Genomic DNA, 15,551 nt, shown 5'->3' with positions numbered 1-15,551 from the left:
GCGCCGGGCCGGCTCCTGCGCCGGATCGGCCAGGGGGCTGGCCTCCTACAGGGCGAACCCTGCCCCCCGGTAGGAGGCCGGCCCTCCGGCCGATTTCACGACCGGGCGTGGTCGAACCAGCGGCGCAGGGTGGCCACGTCCACCATGTCCCCGTCCAGCGCCACCCCGCCCAGCGACCGCGCCGGGGCCCCCGGTTCGCCAAAGCCGTCCAGCACGGCCAGCGCCCCGGAAAAATCCTGGTCGCGGGTGTAATCGTTGGTGGTGACGACCACCTCCAGCCCGGCATCACGGGCCGAGCGCACCCCGTTGTCCGAATCCTCCAGCGCCAGCGCGTCCGCGGCCGTCAGGCCCATCTCCGCCAGCGCCTGGGTGTAGATGTCCGGGGCCGGCTTCTTCGCCGGGACGATATCCCCGGCCGCGATCACCTCGAAGCGCCCCGGCCCCTCCTCGCCCAGGGTCGCGCGCAGCAGCGCGGTCACGTTCGCCGGCGTGGTGGTGGTCGCGATCGCCAGGCGCAGACCGGCCGCGGCGGCCTCGTCCAGCAGGCGCTCCACCCCGGGGCGCAGCGGGATCGCCCCGCCCTCCAGCAGCGCCACGTAGTGCCGAGTCTTGGCCTCGTGCAGGGCCCGGATGCGGTCATCGATGTCCGGCTCCTCCAGCACCCCGGGGTGGTCTTCCGTCAGGTACTGGCGGATACGTTCCTTGCCGCCGGTCACGCGCAGCAGCTCGCCATAGCGCTCCACGCTCCATTCCCAGTCCAGTCCGGCCTCGGCAAAGGCCCGGTTGAAGGCCACCCGGTGGCCGTCGCGCTCGGTGTCGGCCAGGGTGCCGTCGACATCGAAGATCAAAGCCTGCAGGGATGCCATGAAAAAACCGCCTCCGCACGTGAATCAGAACATGTTAATGGGATGAAACGATGGCACACCACTTGCTCGTGCCCCCCTTCTCTGGTACTAAGTGCGCCTTCATTTCGAGCCGGAGAACACCCAGCATGGCTGAAGACGCCAACGCCAAGCCGTCCACGAAACACATGGTCGCCGGAGGCATCGCGCCCTACGAGCCGAAGCCGGACGAAGAGTACATGAATCCGGACCAGCTCGAGCATTTCCGCCAGCTTCTGGAGGCCTGGCGCGAAGAGCTCGCGCAGGAAGTAGATCGCACGGTGGGCCACATGCGCCAGGACGCGGCCAACTTCGCCGATCCGGCGGACCGCGCCACCCAGGAAGAAGAGTTCGGCCTCGAACTGCGCGAACGCGATCGCGAACGCAAGCTGAGCAAGAAGATCGACGAGGCCCTGCGCTCGATCGAGAGCGGCGATTACGGCTACTGCGAGGCCTGCGGCGTGGAGATCGGCATCCGTCGGCTGGAGGCCCGCCCCACGGCTACGCTGTGCATCGACTGCAAGCAGCTGGCCGAGATCAAGGAAAAGCAGATGGCGTGACGGGTCCCGGTGCGGCCCGCACCGGGCCGCACCCGCCCGTCCCCCTGCCCGCCCGGCATGTCATCCGCGCCCGACCGCCCGTACGTCGGCCGCTTCGCGCCCACGCCCTCGGGCCCCCTGCATGCCGGTTCCGTACTCGCCGCCGTCATCTCCTGGCTGGACGCCCGCGCGGTCGGCGGGCGTTGGCACCTGCGCATCGATGACATCGACCTCCCGCGCGTCCGGGCCGGTGCCGAGGATGCGATCCTCGCCACTCTCGACGTCCTCGGTCTGGGCTGGGATGGTCCCCTCACCCGCCAGTCGAACCGCGACGAGGTCTACGCCGCGGCCGTCGACCGGCTGCTGCAATCCGGCCATGCCTTTGCCTGTGCCTGCACCCGGCGCGAGATCCGGACCGCCGGCGTCGCCGGCTGGGAAGGCCCGGTCTATCCGGGCACCTGCCGCCCGGGCCTGCCCGCCGGGCGCGAGGGGCGTTCGCTGCGTGCCCGCGCCGTGACCCGTCACTGGACCGTGGAGGACCGCTTCCAGGGCCCCCTGTGCCTGGATCTGGAGGCCCTGGGCGCAGACTTCGTGATCCGCCGCGCCGGGGGGCTGCATGCCTATCAGCTGGCGACCGTGATCGACGATCACGAACTGGGCGTGACCGACGTGGTGCGCGGCATCGACCTGCTGGGGTCCACCGCGCGCCAGCTGCAGCTGTATGCGGCGCTGGGGCTGGCCCCGCCGGAGCATGCCCACCACCCGGTGCTGGTGGGCGGTGGCGGCGACAAGCTCTCCAAGCACACCGGCGCCGCCGGGGTATATGGCGATGCGGCCCGCCGGGTACTGGCGCGGATCCTGGAGGTCATCGAGCTGACGCCCTCGGATCCGCTGTACCCCGATGCCCCGGAGGTCCAGCTGCAGGAGGCCCTGAACCACCTCGCACGGCGCCCGCTGGCCCGGCGGCTGCCGCCCGCCAGCCACCTGCCCTGGCCCGACGGAGAAGCCTGACATGGACACCTCGCACGGCGTCCTGGTCACGTTGCTGGGCGTGCTGCTGTTCCTCGGCCCGCCGGTGCTGTGGCTGGCCGGAGCCGCGCCGGCCTGGTGGTGGCCGTTCGCGATCTGGGCCGGATTCATCGCGGTAGTGGCACTGGCCACCGGGCGGCGGCGTGACCCTTAGCCTGGGCCTGATCTATGCGGTGGGCGTGGCCTACCTGGCGATCCTGTTCGGGATCGCCTTTGTCGCCGACCGCAGCACCCGGGTCGGCCGGCTGGCCGCCAGTCCGTGGGTGTTCAGCCTGTCGCTGGGGGTGTACGCGACCTCCTGGACGTTCTACGGCAACATCGGCTTTCTCGCCGAGCAGGGCTATCTTTACCTGACCATCTATCTCGGTGTGACCCTGGCCTTTGCCGCTACCCCGTGGCTTTTGCGGCCGCTGCTGCGCCTGACCCGCGAGCAGCAGCTCACCTCGCTGGCAGACCTGTTCGCCTTCCGCTACCGCAGCCGCCTGACCGGCCCCGTGGTCGCGCTGTTCATGCTCGCCGGGGTGCTCCCCTACATCGCGCTGCAGATCAAGGCCGTAACCGAGTCGGCGGCGGTGCTGACCGCCGAGACCCCGCCGCACCTGCTGGCGCTGGCGTTCTCGCTCACCATCGCCGCGTTCGCCATCCTGTTCGGAGCCCGCCACATCGCCCCGCGCGAGAAGCACGCCGGGCTGGTGCTGGCGATCGCCTTCGAGTCGGTGATCAAACTGATCGCGATCCTGGTCATCGCCGCGGTCGCGCTGTTCGCGGTGTTCGGCGGGCCGGCCGGTCTGAACGCATGGCTGGACGCCAACCCCGGGGCCACCGAGGCACTCTACGCCCCGGTGCGCGAAGGCGGCTGGTTCGCGATGATGGTGCTGGCCTTCGCCGCCGCGTTCCTGCTGCCGCGCCAGTTCCACATGCTGTTCACCGAGAACATCGACCCGCGCGCCCTGAACCGTGCGGCGTGGGCGTTTCCGGCCTTCCTGCTGCTGCTGAACCTGCCGATGCCGGTGCTCTACTGGGCCGGGGAGGCGGCCGGGCTCGCGATCGACCCCAACTACTACGCCATCGGCATCGCCGGGTGGCTGGACTCGGCCACGCTGGCGCTGCTGGTGTTCATCGGCGGGGTCTCGGCGGCCAGCGCGATGATGATCGTGACCACCCTGGCCCTGGCCCACATGGGCACCAATTACCTCACCCCGATCGGCCGGCTGCAGGAAGACGACGCGCCGGGCAGCAACCTGTACCGCCGCCTGCTGTGGGCCCGCCGCACCTGGGTGGTACTGATCATCGGTCTGGGCTACGCCTTCTACGGCGTGCTGCAGGTGGTCGAAGGGCTGGCCGAACTGGGCCTGATCTCGTTCGCCGCCGTGGCCCAGCTGCTGCCGGGGCTGGCCGGGCTGCTGTTCTGGAACCGGGCCACCCGCTTCGGCTTCCTCGCCGGCCTCGGTGCCGGCATCCTCGGCTGGATGTTCACCCTGGTGCTGCCACTGCTGGACACCGCCGGCATCCTGCCCGGCCTGCCGGACCCGCGGAACTGGCTGCAGGCCGGCCATCTCGACCCCTGGACGTTCGCCCTGACCCTCAGCCTGGGGGTCAACGCGCTGCTGTTCGTGGCGGTATCCCTGCTGACCCGGCCCAATCCGGAGGAGCGCGAGGCCGGCCGTGCCTGTTGCCCGGGCGACGCCACCGCGGGAACCGCCGGCGGGCTGCCGCTGGCCGGTGACGTGGGCGAGATGGAGACCGCGCTGGCCGCTACCCTGGGTCCGGGACCGGCGCACCACGAGGTGCAGCGGGCGCTGGACGAACTGGGCCTGCCGCGCCACACCCGTTCGCGCAGTGATCTGCGGCGCCTGCGCGAACGCATCGAGCGCAACCTCTCCGGACTGCTGGGGCCGGTGCTGGCACGCATGATCGTCGACCAGCACCTGCGCCTGGACGCCGCCGGCCGCCATACCCTGGGCGAGAGTCTGCGCCGGGTGGAGGAACAGCTGGAGACGCGCGCCCTGCCGCTGTCCGGGCTGGCCGCCGAACTGGATGCCCTGCGCCGTTTCCACCGCCAGATCCTGCACGAACTGCCGTTGGGCGTGGCCAGCCTGACCGCCAGCGGCGAGATCACCGGCTGGAACCAGGCCCTCGGCCAGCTGACCGGCATCCCGCCGGACACCGCCACCGGGCAGCCGCTGGACAGCCTGCCGCGACCCTGGCGGGGGCTGCTGACGGCGTTCATCGAGAGCCCCGACCGACAATGGTACAAGCTGCATCTGGAACTGGAGGACGGCGGCCGGCGGCTGAACCTCCACAAATCCGACCTGCTGGATTCCGAGGGGCGGCGCGAGGGACGCATCATCCTGATCGAGGATGTCACGGACCGCGCCCAGCTGGAGGCGGAGATCGCCCACAGCGACCGCCTGGCCTCCATCGGCCGTTTCGCCGCCGGGGTCGCGCACGAGATCGGCAACCCCCTGACCGGCATCGCCTCGCTCGCGCAGACCCTGCCGCTGGAAGACGACCCCGACGAGATCCGTGCGGTCGCCGACGACGTCCTGGCACAGACCCGTCGCATCAACGACATCGTGCAGTCGCTGATCACCTTCGCCCATGCCGAGGAACCGGCCGGCAGCCGGTTCGAAGACCTCGACCCCGCGGAACTGATCCACGAGGCCATCCGCCTGACCCGGCTGGCCGGCCGCAAGGACCTGCACTTCGTCACCTTCGGTCTGGACACCCCGGGGCTGCAGGTCCGCGGGGCCCGCGGGCCCCTTCTGCAGGTGTTCATCAACCTGCTGACCAACGCCGAACAGGCCTCACCCGAGGGGGCCACGGTGCGCGTGGGCGCGGAACGCCGCGACGGCCGCATCCGGGTCGCGGTGGAGGACGAAGGCGCGGGCATCGAGCCCGACAGCCTCGACCGGCTGTTCGAGCCGTTCTTCACCACCAAGCCCACCGGCCAGGGCACCGGCCTGGGCCTGCCGGTGGCCTACTCCATCGTGCAGGATCACGGTGGTACCCTGACCGCGACCAACCGCCCCGAGGGCGGCGCCCGCTTTCTGCTCACGCTCCCCGGAGGAGATCCGTCATGACGCGCATCCTGCTGGTGGACGACGAGGCCCCGATCCGGCGTGCCGTCAGCCGCTATCTGGTCCACCACGGCCTGACGGTGGACACCGCGGAGGATCTTGCCCGGGCCCGCGAGCGGCTGGAGCATGGCGAGCCGGACCTGCTGCTGGCCGACCTGCGCCTGCCCGACGGCGAAGGCACGCAGCTGCTGGGCGAGACCCGCGCGCCGGTGGTGATCATGACCAGCTACGCCTCGGTGCCGTCGGCGGTGGAGGCGATGAAAAACGGCGCCGCGGACTACATCGCCAAGCCGTTCGACCACGACGCCCTGCTGCTGACGCTGCGGGCCACCCTGCGCCGACGCGCCGGCGCGCAGCCCGATGCGGACGCGGAGCGGGACACGAGCAGCGACGATCTGGGCCTCAAGGGCGACAGCCCCGGTATCCACCACTTGCGCGAACAGATCCGCCGCATCGGACAGACCGAATCCACCGTGCTGTTGCGCGGGGAATCCGGCACCGGCAAGGAACTGGCCGCGCGGGCACTGCACCGTCTGGGGCCGCGGGCCGACGGTCCCTTCGTCGCGGTCAACTGCGCCACCATCCCCGAGGGCCTGGTGGAGGCGGAGCTGTTCGGCCACGCCCGGGGGGCCTACACCGGGGCCGTACAGGCCCGCACCGGCCTGATCGCGAGTGCCCACGGCGGCACGCTGTTCCTCGACGAGATCGGCGAACTCGCCCCGGCCGCCCAGGCCCGCCTGCTGCGCTTTCTGCAGGATGGCGAGATTCGGCCGGTGGGATCCAGCGAGGCCCGGCAGGTGGATGTCCGGCTGCTGGCCGCTACCCATCGTGACCTCGAGCGCATGATCGCCGACGGCGGCTTCCGCGCCGATCTGTATTACCGCCTGCGGGTGCTGGAACTGGCGATCCCGCCCCTGCGCGAACGACCGGAGGACATCGAAGTCCTGGCCCGGCATTTCCTGGCCGAACGCAGTTCCGCCGGCGGCCCGGCGGAGCTGACACCGGCGGCCCTGGAACTCCTGCGCCGTCACGACTGGCCCGGCAACGTGCGCGAGCTGGCCAACGCGCTGGAGCGCGGCGCGGTGCTGGCCCCGGAAGCACGTATCGAGCCCGCGCACCTCGGCCTCGATGCCAGCGCGCCAGCCGCCAGCGGCCCCTCAGCCCCGGAGCCCCCGGCGAGCACCAGCCTCAACGACTACTTCCGCCAGTTCGTGCTGGAGAATCAGACCCGCATGAACGAGACCGAACTCGCCCGTGCCCTGGGCATCAGCCGCAAAACCCTGTGGGAACGCCGCCAGCGCGAAAACCTGCCGCGCCCGTGAACGCCGTGACTGCCACGCCCGCCGAACGCCGGGTCTTCTTCGCCCTGTGGCCGGACCCGGCCACCCGCGATGCCCTGCATGCGCTGGCCCGGGAACTGCCGGGACCGGGGCGTCCGGTACCGCACGCCCACCTGCATCTGACCCTGGCGTTTGCCGGCACCGTGGGTGCGCCGGTCGCCGAGGCCCTGGCACAGGCCCTGGCGGCGCTCCCGGAACATGCCGTGGACCTGCACCTGGACCGCTACGGGCATTTCCCCGGTCCCCGCGTCAGCTGGATCGGACCGTCATCCACCCCGCCGGGGCTGGAAGCCCTTGCCAGCGCCGCAACCCGGGCCTGCCGCGCCGCCGGGGTCCGGCTCGAAGAGCGCCCGTTCCGCCCGCACGTAACCCTGCGCCGCCACGCGCCGACGCCGCCCGAAGTCGAGGCACCGCCCGTCCCCGTGGTCTGGCATGCGAATCATCTGGTGCTGATCGAATCCGGTCGTGACGGCCACCCCGGCCCCTATCGCCTGCTGGCGGAGCGTCACCTGCTATCCTCAAGTAACCTATCTGACGGAGGCGACCGATGACACTCGACCATTCCCCGATCTCCGGCCTGTCCCGCGGTCTGGCGCTCCTGCTCCTGCTGGCCCTGGCGCTGCCCGCACTGGCGGACAAGCCGGACGATGCTCGCGCCATCGACGGCCTCGAGGAAGGACACATCCTCTGGGACGTGACCCTGGGCGATCCCGAACGCCTGATCGCGCGGCTGGACGTGATTCTCGAGACCCGCGAGGACATGCAGCGACAGGGCCTGGAACCGCACATGATCTTCGCCTTCCGTGGCGGGGCTGCCGGTCTGGTCGCGGACTCCACCGATCATCTCGACCTCGCCGACGCTGACGCGGTCGAACGCCTGCACGACCGTCTGCGGGATCTGCAGGGTCTCGACAACGTGCACATGGAGGCCTGCAGCATCGCCACCCGGCGCTTCGATCTCGGGCAACAGGACCTGCTGCCCGGCATCGAGCTGGTCGGCAACACCTTCCTGTCCATCATGGGCTACGAGCGGCAGGGGTACAGCACCATCCGCATCGACTGACACCACCCCGCCCAACCCTGTCTTTTCAGGGGGCATTCAGCGCCCCGGCCAACACTGGTATGATCCGAGTGGCCGGTGATCGGCACGGGGGGAAGGCCTTGGCGCAACTGGAGATCACGACGCTCGGGACCGAGCGGGTCAGCGTGGACGACCGCGAGATTCCGGCCCTGTCCGGGACCAAGGCCGGGCTGCTCCTGATCTATCTGATTGCCGAGAGCCCCCGCCGTGTCCCGCGCCGCGAACTGGCCGAACTCTTCTGGCCCGAACTCGATTCCAACAACGCCCGCGTCAATCTGCGTCAGGGCCTGTTCCAGATCCGCCGCCACCTGGGCGACACCCTCGCGGAAAACCTGCAGGCGGCGACCCGCGACGTCGGCTTCCGGCTCGACGATCGCTGCCGCGCCGATTTCCTCCGGATCGCTGCCGAAGACACCTCCCTCGCGACCGCGTACGCCGCTCCGCCCGAAGCCAGCCCGGATGACGCCCTGAACCTTGCCGACCGCGAGCTGGCACGCCTGGGGCTGTATCAGGGACATTTCCTCGCCACCGACGCGGTGGCGGAGGGACTGCCCCGCCTGGAAAACTGGGTGCGACAGCAGCGCGAAGCCCTGTGGTCGCATGCGCGCGCCTCGGTCGAGCGCCTCCACGAATACCTGCGTCGCGCGGGCGAACCGGAGCGCGGGATCCGCGAGATGCGTCGCCTGCTGGACCTCGCCCCGGCAGACGAGGCCCTGAATGCGGTGTTTCTGCGGACCCTGCTGCTGGCCGGCCAGCCGGCACGTGCCGAAGAACACTATCGCCGCGTCGAACAGCTCCTGGAAGAAACCGACGGCTACGCTCCCGGGCCGGCGCTGACCGAAATCCGCGAACAGCTCGAACGCGCGCGCGATGAAGGGGCCGCGCAGCGGACCGACCGCGCTCCGGCCTCCGCCATCGGCCTGCGCCAGGAGCGCCGCCGGCTGGTGCTCGTGGTCTGCGATCTGCGGGCCCCCGAACACCTGGACATCGAAGAACAATGGGAACGGATCCGCACAGCGCTGGAAACGCTGGACGCTCTGTTGCTGGCGCATCACGGCCACGTAGTACGCGCCCCGGGACAGGGCCTGCTGGCATATTTCGGCTACCCGGCCGGGCGCGAGGAGGCCATGATGGACGCGGTCCGGGCGGCCTGGCAGGCCCTGGGCACCGCGCCGTCCGGGGTCGAACTGCGCGCGGCGGTGGACATCGACACCGTGATCACCGGTGACGACCCCGACATCCCCGACCCTGCCGGCCGTTTCACCGCACGCGTCCAGGCCATCGCGCGTTCCCTGCGCCCCGGCATCCTGTGGGTGTCGCCCGAGCTGCGGGAAAACCTCGAAGGTTTCTTTGAATTCCAGCCCTGGCGCGGACGTCCCGGCGGCTTCCGGGTCATCGAAGACCCGGGTCCGCGCGACCGCGTGGATGCGCGCCCGGCGACCCGTCAGGCCCCGCTGGCCGGCCGCGATGCGGAACTGCGCCGCCTGCGGGGCGAATGGGACCGGGCCCGCCGTGGCGGTTCCCGCTGGGTCCTGATCCAGGGCGAGGCGGGCATGGGCAAGAGCCGTCTGGCCCGCGGCCTGGCCAAACAGGTGGATGGTCACGGCGTGGTCCGGGCCCTCAAATGCCGCGAGGACACCGCCCGCCAGCTGCTGGCCCCGGTACGCCAGGCGCTGGGACGATGGGCGGCCGAACGCAACCGCCGGGCGGCGGCCGAACGCCTCCTCCGCAGGCTTCTGCAACGCCACGGCGAAGCTGCGGAAAAGGCCGCCGCCATTGCCGGCTGGCTGACCTGTCCCACAACGCCGGACCATGAGCTGTTCCGCTCCGGGAACGTCGACCGCGACCACCTGCTCGACGCCCTCGTGGATCTGACCCTGACCGGCGTGCGCGGCCGGGCCCTGCTGCTGATCGTGGATGACCTGCACTGGATGGACTCCGCGACGTCGGAATTCCTGCGGCGACTGCACCACCGTGGCCGCGATGCCGCCCTGATGGTGGTGCTCACCGCGCGCATGAGCTATCGCAGCGAATGGCGCGACGTGGAGATGGAGTCCATCGTTCTGCAGGGGCTGGACAATGCGGCGGCCGGGCATCTGGTGGCCGCGCTGGACCCCGGCCAGGCCCTGCCACGCCCGGTGCGCGACGAACTGGTCGCGCGGGGCGAAGGCGTACCGCTGTTCCTCGAAGAGCTGACCCGCTTCGCGCTCGAACACGGGCACCCGGGCACTCCCGGCGATGAACTGCCCCCCGGCCTGAACAACCTCCTGATCGCGCGCATGGAGCAGCTGGGGCCGGCGCGCGAACTGGCACGTGCGGCGGCGGTCATCGGGCGCGATTTCAGCGTCAACATCCTGGCCCGGCTGCTCGAACGCTCCACCGATCACGTCCGCCAGCAACTGGGACTGCTGATGCGCAAGGGGTTCGTCGAACCGGCCGGCGCCTCCGAGGGAAGCCTGTTCCGTTTCCGCCATGCGCTGTACCGGGAAAGCGCACTGGAAGCCATGCTGCGTTCGGAGCGCTCCCGGCTGCACGACCGGCTCGCGGATCTGCTGCAGGAAGAGGCGGAACGTCCGCACGGGGCGCCGGCCGGCGGCCGGGTCGCGCTGCACCTGCACCAGGCCGGTCGTTACCGCGAAGCGGTGACCCACTGGCTGCAGGCCGGCGAGCAGGCCTTTGCCCGCGGCATGCTGCCGGAAGCGGCGCAGCACTTTCAGGATGCCCTCGACTGCCTCCAGAACGACCTCGCCGACAGCGCCTCGCTCAACGAGGCCGACACCCTGCGGGCCCTCAGCGGGCTGGGGTCGGCCAGCCTGGCGCTGATGGGCTACGGCTCGCGCACGGTCCACGGCCTGTTCGAACGCGCGGCGGAGCTGTCGCGGCCCGAGCGCGACCCCGTGGAGCATTTCCGCGTACTGTGGGGGCTGTGGCACGGAGCCGGATCCTGTCAGGGCTTCGACGAAGCCGCCCGCCTTGCGCACGAAGCGGAGATGGTGGCGGAGCGTTCGGGTGATCGTCTGCTGCGGATCGCCGCCAGCTACGCCCAGGGCAACACCTGCTTCTGGACCGGGCACTTCCGCCAGGCCATGGACCACCAGACAAGGGCACTGGAGCTCTACCAGCCGCGCGATCACGCGCACCTGATCGCCCGCCACACCGAGAACCCCGCCATACTGTCACGCGCCTTTTTCGCCTGGACGCTGCTGTTTTCCGGCAACCACGAGCGAGCCTGGGTGGAGATGGACCGGGCCTGCCAGCAAGCCGACCAGCTCGATCACCGGCCGACCCAGGCCTTCGTTTACAGCTTTCGCTCGGCCCTCGGCTTCTTCGCCGACCGCCCGCACGAAACACTGGCGGCCTCGCGCAAGGCCCACGACATCGCCGAGGCCTACGACTACCCGCTGTGGCGCACCGGGGCCGTCGCGGTGTCCGCCTGGGCGCGCACCCGGCTGGGCGATGACCAGGCCGTGGACATCATCCGCGAGCAGGTGGAGATCATGCGCGGCGTGATGGACGGCGTCAGCACCCTGTTCCGGCTGTTCCTGCTGGACGCGATCCGGCGCGGAGCCCCCGATCCGCAGGAATGCCTGACGATCGCCGATGCGGCACTGGCCAGCTCGCTGCAGCGCGGTGACCGCTGTTTCCAGCCGACCATCCGCCTCCAGCGTGCCCGCAGCCTGCTGGAACTCGCGCACGGGGCGGATCCGGAGGGGTGGCAGGAACTGGAACGGGCACGCGCCGAGGCGCGGGAACAGGGCAATCCCAACGTGGAGCGTCTGGTGCTGCTCGAGGTCGAACGGCATGCCCGCGACCCCGACTGGCGGCAATGGGCGGCCCGCAGCCTGCGCCAGGTCGACCAGTGCATCATCGGCAACCCGGGTGCCGAGGCCCTCAGCCACGACCTGCCGCGCGAGGCCTGATCCGCGCGGCTCACACCAGGTTGCGAAGCCAGCCGCGCAGCATGTAACGGATCAGGGCCAGCAGCAGCACCGCCACCACCGAGAACAGCACATGCGGGAGCGACATCCCGAGGATGGCGAACGCGATCGCGTTCCCGGCCGCCGGCGGATGGGCCGTGTCCGAAATGAGCATCACCAGACTGGCACTCGCCAGCGCGGCCCCCGCCGCCATCGCGAGGGCGGCATCGCCGTTGCCGAACACGCCCGCGGCGTACGGTACCGACCACAGCCAGCCCACTGCGATGCAGAGGACGTGCCCGCCGATCAGCCGGCGCGCGGTGGCGGTCGGATAATGCGGCATCGCGAAGGTAATGAACGCGCTGGAACCAATGGCCGCCACCACGACCACCTCGGTGACCATACCCAGTCCCGCCACCAGCCCCGCGATCACCAGAAATGCCACACCCACCTGCTGCAGGTAATGCTGCGGATGCCGGAAAAACTGACGGTCTATGAGGTAGAATTTCACGCTGCGGTTTCCGGGGGAGTGGCGGAAGCCGAAGTTTAGGCAAACACCCAACGGGGGTACACCTCCGGATTTTCTGGACGGCCACGCCGGTCCGGTCCATTATTCTGCCAAAGGGGGAATGGCGGGAAGTCCTGCCGGACACGCGGATCGCGCGTGTGGCCGGTGGTCACCCCGCGGGGAAGGCGCCATGACGCACAGCAACGAGCAAGCCCGGGACGACCTGCTGGAACGCGTGCGCCGGCTCAACGAGATCGGGATTGCGCTGTCGGCCGAACGCGACAAGCCGCAGCTGCTGGAGCAGATCCTGAGCCACGCCCGGGCCCTGACCGGTGCCGACGCCGGATCCGTGTATCTGCTGGATTCCGACCGCCAGGAGCTCGAATTCGCCCTGGTGCAGAACGATACCCTGCGCCTGCACCTTGGCGGTACCGGCGACCCGGTGGACGGCAAGCTGCCCCCGGTCCCCCTCCACCATCCGGACGGCCGACCCAATGACCGTCTGGTGGTCGTGTGGTCGGTACTCAATGACCGCACTGCGAACATCGAGGACGTCTACCGTGAACAAGAGTTCGACTTCTCCGGCACACGCGACTTCGACGAACGCACCGGCTACCGCACCTGCTCCAACCTGACCGTTCCCCTGCGCAACCACGAGGGGAACGTCATCGCGGCGCTGCAACTGCTCAACAAGACCGTGGACGGCGGCATCCGGGCGTTCGACGAACAGGACCGGGATCTTGCGCGGTCACTCGCCTCGCAGGCCGCGGTGGCGCTCACCAACCAGCGCCTGATCGACGAGCTGCGCGAACTGTTCGACCACTTCGTCCAGGTCATCGCCACCGCCATCGACGCCAAATCGCCCTCCACCGGCGCCCACTGCCGCCGGGTCCCCGAGGCCACCCTGCTGCTGGCCGAGGCCGCCAGCGAATCCGGCGACCCCGCGGTCCGCGATTTCCGGTTCGGGCCCGACGACTACTACGAACTGCGCACCGCCGCCTGGCTGCATGACTGCGGCAAGGTCGTCACGCCGCATCACGTGATGGAAAAGTCCACCAAGCTGGAAGGTATCTTCGACCGCATCGACGAAATCGGCGACCGGGTCGAGGTCCTCGCACGCGATTACGAGATCCGGCAGTTGCGCGAGGCTCTCGCCCGCCAGCCCGGCGGCAGCGAAGCCCTGCAGGAGGTGGATCGCGCCAGCGCCGAACGCCGCGAGGGCCTGAACCAGGACCTCGAATTCCTGCGCCGCTCCAACACCGGTGGCGAATTCATGACCGACGAGGACATCGCCCGTATCGAGGCCCTCGCCCACCGCCACTGGACCGCGCTGGATGGCAAGCAACGTCCATTGCTGGACGCAAACGAGGTCCGCAATCTGTGCATCCGGCGCGGCACGCTCAACGACGAGGAACGCGGGATCATGGAGGGCCACATGACCGTGGGCATGCAGATGCTGGAACAGCTCCCCTTCCCGCGTCACCTCCGGCGGGTCCCGGAGTACGCCCTGGGCCACCACGAACGCATGGACGGGCGTGGCTATCCTCGCGGCCTGACCCGCGACCAGCTGTCGATCCCGGCACGCATCATGGGCATCGCCGACGTGTTCGAGGCGCTGACCGCCCCCGACCGCCCGTACAAGAAGCCCATGCCCCTGTCGCAGGCACTGACCATCATGGGACGCATGGTCGAGGACGGCCATCTCGACCCCGACCTGTTCCGGGTGTTCGTCGACGAGGGCGTGTATCGGCGCTACGCCGAACAGCAGCTCGACCCGCGCCAGATCGACGAGATCGACACCGACCGCCTCCCCGGGATCCGGCGTCCCTGAACCCCGCGCACGGAGATCGCGCCATGTCCGTCCTGACCACCCGCACCCGCCCCCCCGAAATCCGTCGCCGCTGGCAGCATCTGCCGGTCCTCGTCCTGGTGGCCGCGCTCGGCCTGACCGCCACGTCCGCGTCGGCCCGGGGGGACAGCCCGGTTGAACGGCTGGAACGCCTGAACGAGGCCGGCGACCACGCCGACGCCTTCACCCTCGGCCAGGAGCAGTTCGAGGCACACGCGGGCGATCCGGACTTCGACCTGGCGTTCGGCATCGCCGCGCTGGAAAGCGGCGAACCCGACCATGCCCTGCTGGCCTTCGAGCGTGTGCTGATGCACGATCCCGAGGCCCCGCTGCCACGCCTGGAGCTGGCCAGGGCGCATTTCGCCATGGGCAGCACGATCGCCGCCCGGCGCCATTTCACCCGCGTCCTGGAACGCGACCCGCCACCGCCCTCGGCGGTGGTCCGCCGCATCGAATGGTTCCTGACGGCGATCGAGGAGCGCGAGGCCGGGCGTCCTGCGCCGGTCCGCGATGCCGTCACCCGCTGGCACCTGGGCGCGCGCCTGGGGCACGACAGCAACGTGGGCGCCCACACCGATGACGACGTAGCCCTGTTCGGCGTGCTGCCCCTGCAGCTGCCCGACCCCGAAAGCGACCGTTTCTTCGAGCTGTACGGCGGCTTCGCCCACCAACGCCAGACGAGCGACCGCCGGGGCTGGTTCTTGCAGGGCGGACTGGAGGGACGCGGATATCATTCCGAACGCGACTTCGACCGCTACACCGCCCGGCTGCGCGGCGGGCCGGTACTGCTCGGAGACGGCTGGCGCCTGACCCTGCCCCTGGAACTGCGTCACACCCGCCGCGACGACGATGTCCGCAATACCCGGGCCACGGCCGGCGCCGAATGGACCCTGCGCCCGGGTCGGCCGCTGGAGTACACCCTGTTCGGGCAGGTCAGCCGGGTGCAGCACAAGCCCGCCGACGCCCGCGATGTGGACGGGGTCGCGGCCGGTGCCCGCGTCAGCTGGCGCCCCGACCCCCGGCTGCGCGTGTTCGGCGGGACGCTGGGGGGGGAAGACCGCGCCCGCCGCTCGCGCGGTGAGCACTTCGGACGCCGCTATGCCGGACTGCAGGCGGGTGCGGGCTGGGCCGTCGACGAACACCACCGGATCGACCTGCGTCTGGACCATCTCGTCAGCCGTCACCGCGAAGACGACCCCGCGTTCCTCGACCGGCGCCGCGATCGGCTGAACCGGGCCCGACTGGGCTGGGCCTGGGATCCCGCTCCTGACTGGCGGCTGGAACTGAGCGTGGAACACGCCGACAACGATTCCAGCCTCGATCTCTA

At 70.4% G+C, this 15,551-nt stretch carries 12 protein-coding genes; 10 read left to right on the top strand and 2 right to left on the bottom strand.

Features of this window, described 5'->3' with window-relative positions:
- Positions 1–95: 95 nt before the first annotated feature.
- The gene (locus G020_RS0113810) at positions 96–866 is read right to left on the bottom strand and encodes an HAD family hydrolase (protein ID WP_024330000.1); all 771 of its coding nucleotides are present in this window, start codon (positions 864–866) and stop codon (positions 96–98) included.
- A 125-nt stretch (positions 867–991) separates the two neighbouring features.
- Between G020_RS0113810 and dksA the strand changes: the two genes are divergently transcribed.
- Genes dksA through G020_RS0113770 form a run of 8 tightly spaced genes read left to right on the top strand, consistent with a single transcriptional unit; the run spans position 992 to position 11,870 of the window.
- Entirely contained in the window at positions 992–1,441 is a 450-nt protein-coding gene (gene dksA, locus G020_RS0113805; protein ID WP_018870927.1) for an RNA polymerase-binding protein DksA, read from the top strand.
- A 57-nt stretch (positions 1,442–1,498) separates the two neighbouring features.
- Positions 1,499–2,431, top strand: coding sequence for a tRNA glutamyl-Q(34) synthetase GluQRS (gene gluQRS, locus G020_RS0113800; protein ID WP_019590608.1), 933 nt, complete (start codon positions 1,499–1,501; stop codon positions 2,429–2,431).
- A 1-nt stretch (position 2,432) separates the two neighbouring features.
- Positions 2,433–2,603, top strand: a complete 171-nt coding sequence (locus tag G020_RS15420) for a hypothetical protein (RefSeq protein ID WP_019021081.1) — start codon at positions 2,433–2,435, stop codon at positions 2,601–2,603.
- On the top strand, positions 2,593–5,532 hold the full coding sequence (locus G020_RS0113790; RefSeq protein WP_024329999.1) for a sensor histidine kinase: 2,940 nt from the start codon (positions 2,593–2,595) through the stop codon (positions 5,530–5,532). Before G020_RS15420 ends, G020_RS0113790 begins: the two co-directional genes overlap by 11 nt.
- Positions 5,529–6,851, top strand: a complete 1,323-nt coding sequence (locus G020_RS0113785; protein WP_019590610.1) for a sigma-54 dependent transcriptional regulator — start codon at positions 5,529–5,531, stop codon at positions 6,849–6,851. Before G020_RS0113790 ends, G020_RS0113785 begins: the two co-directional genes overlap by 4 nt.
- A complete protein-coding gene (gene thpR, locus G020_RS0113780) occupies positions 6,848–7,420 on the top strand; it encodes an RNA 2',3'-cyclic phosphodiesterase (protein WP_019021084.1) in 573 nt (190 codons plus the stop codon). The genes G020_RS0113785 and thpR overlap by 4 nt, the downstream gene beginning before the upstream one ends.
- On the top strand, positions 7,417–7,932 hold the full coding sequence (locus tag G020_RS0113775) for a hypothetical protein (protein ID WP_019590611.1): 516 nt from the start codon (positions 7,417–7,419) through the stop codon (positions 7,930–7,932). Before thpR ends, G020_RS0113775 begins: the two co-directional genes overlap by 4 nt.
- A gap of 59 nt (positions 7,933–7,991) precedes the next feature.
- Positions 7,992–11,870, top strand: a complete 3,879-nt coding sequence (locus G020_RS0113770) for an AAA family ATPase (protein WP_081647447.1) — start codon at positions 7,992–7,994, stop codon at positions 11,868–11,870.
- A gap of 10 nt (positions 11,871–11,880) precedes the next feature.
- Here the strand turns inward: G020_RS0113770 and G020_RS0113765 are convergent, their stop codons facing one another.
- Positions 11,881–12,378 carry an HPP family protein gene (locus tag G020_RS0113765; protein WP_018946228.1) on the bottom strand — a complete coding sequence of 166 codons (498 nt, stop codon included), beginning with the start codon at positions 12,376–12,378 and terminating at the stop codon, positions 11,881–11,883.
- A 187-nt stretch (positions 12,379–12,565) separates the two neighbouring features.
- Here G020_RS0113765 and G020_RS0113760 point away from each other — a divergent pair, with 187 nt between their 5' ends.
- Entirely contained in the window at positions 12,566–14,206 is a 1,641-nt protein-coding gene (locus tag G020_RS0113760) for an HD family phosphohydrolase (protein WP_024329995.1), read from the top strand.
- A 23-nt stretch (positions 14,207–14,229) separates the two neighbouring features.
- Positions 14,230–15,551 (top strand): M48 family metallopeptidase (locus G020_RS0113755; RefSeq protein ID WP_024329994.1); only part of this gene is annotated, 1,322 nt, incomplete at its 3' end.

It is taken from the genome of Thioalkalivibrio sp. ALR17-21, assembly GCF_000420185.1.
GTDB lineage: Bacteria > Pseudomonadota > Gammaproteobacteria > Ectothiorhodospirales > Ectothiorhodospiraceae > Thioalkalivibrio > Thioalkalivibrio halophilus.
This window is presented reverse-complemented; position numbering and strand designations above follow the sequence as displayed.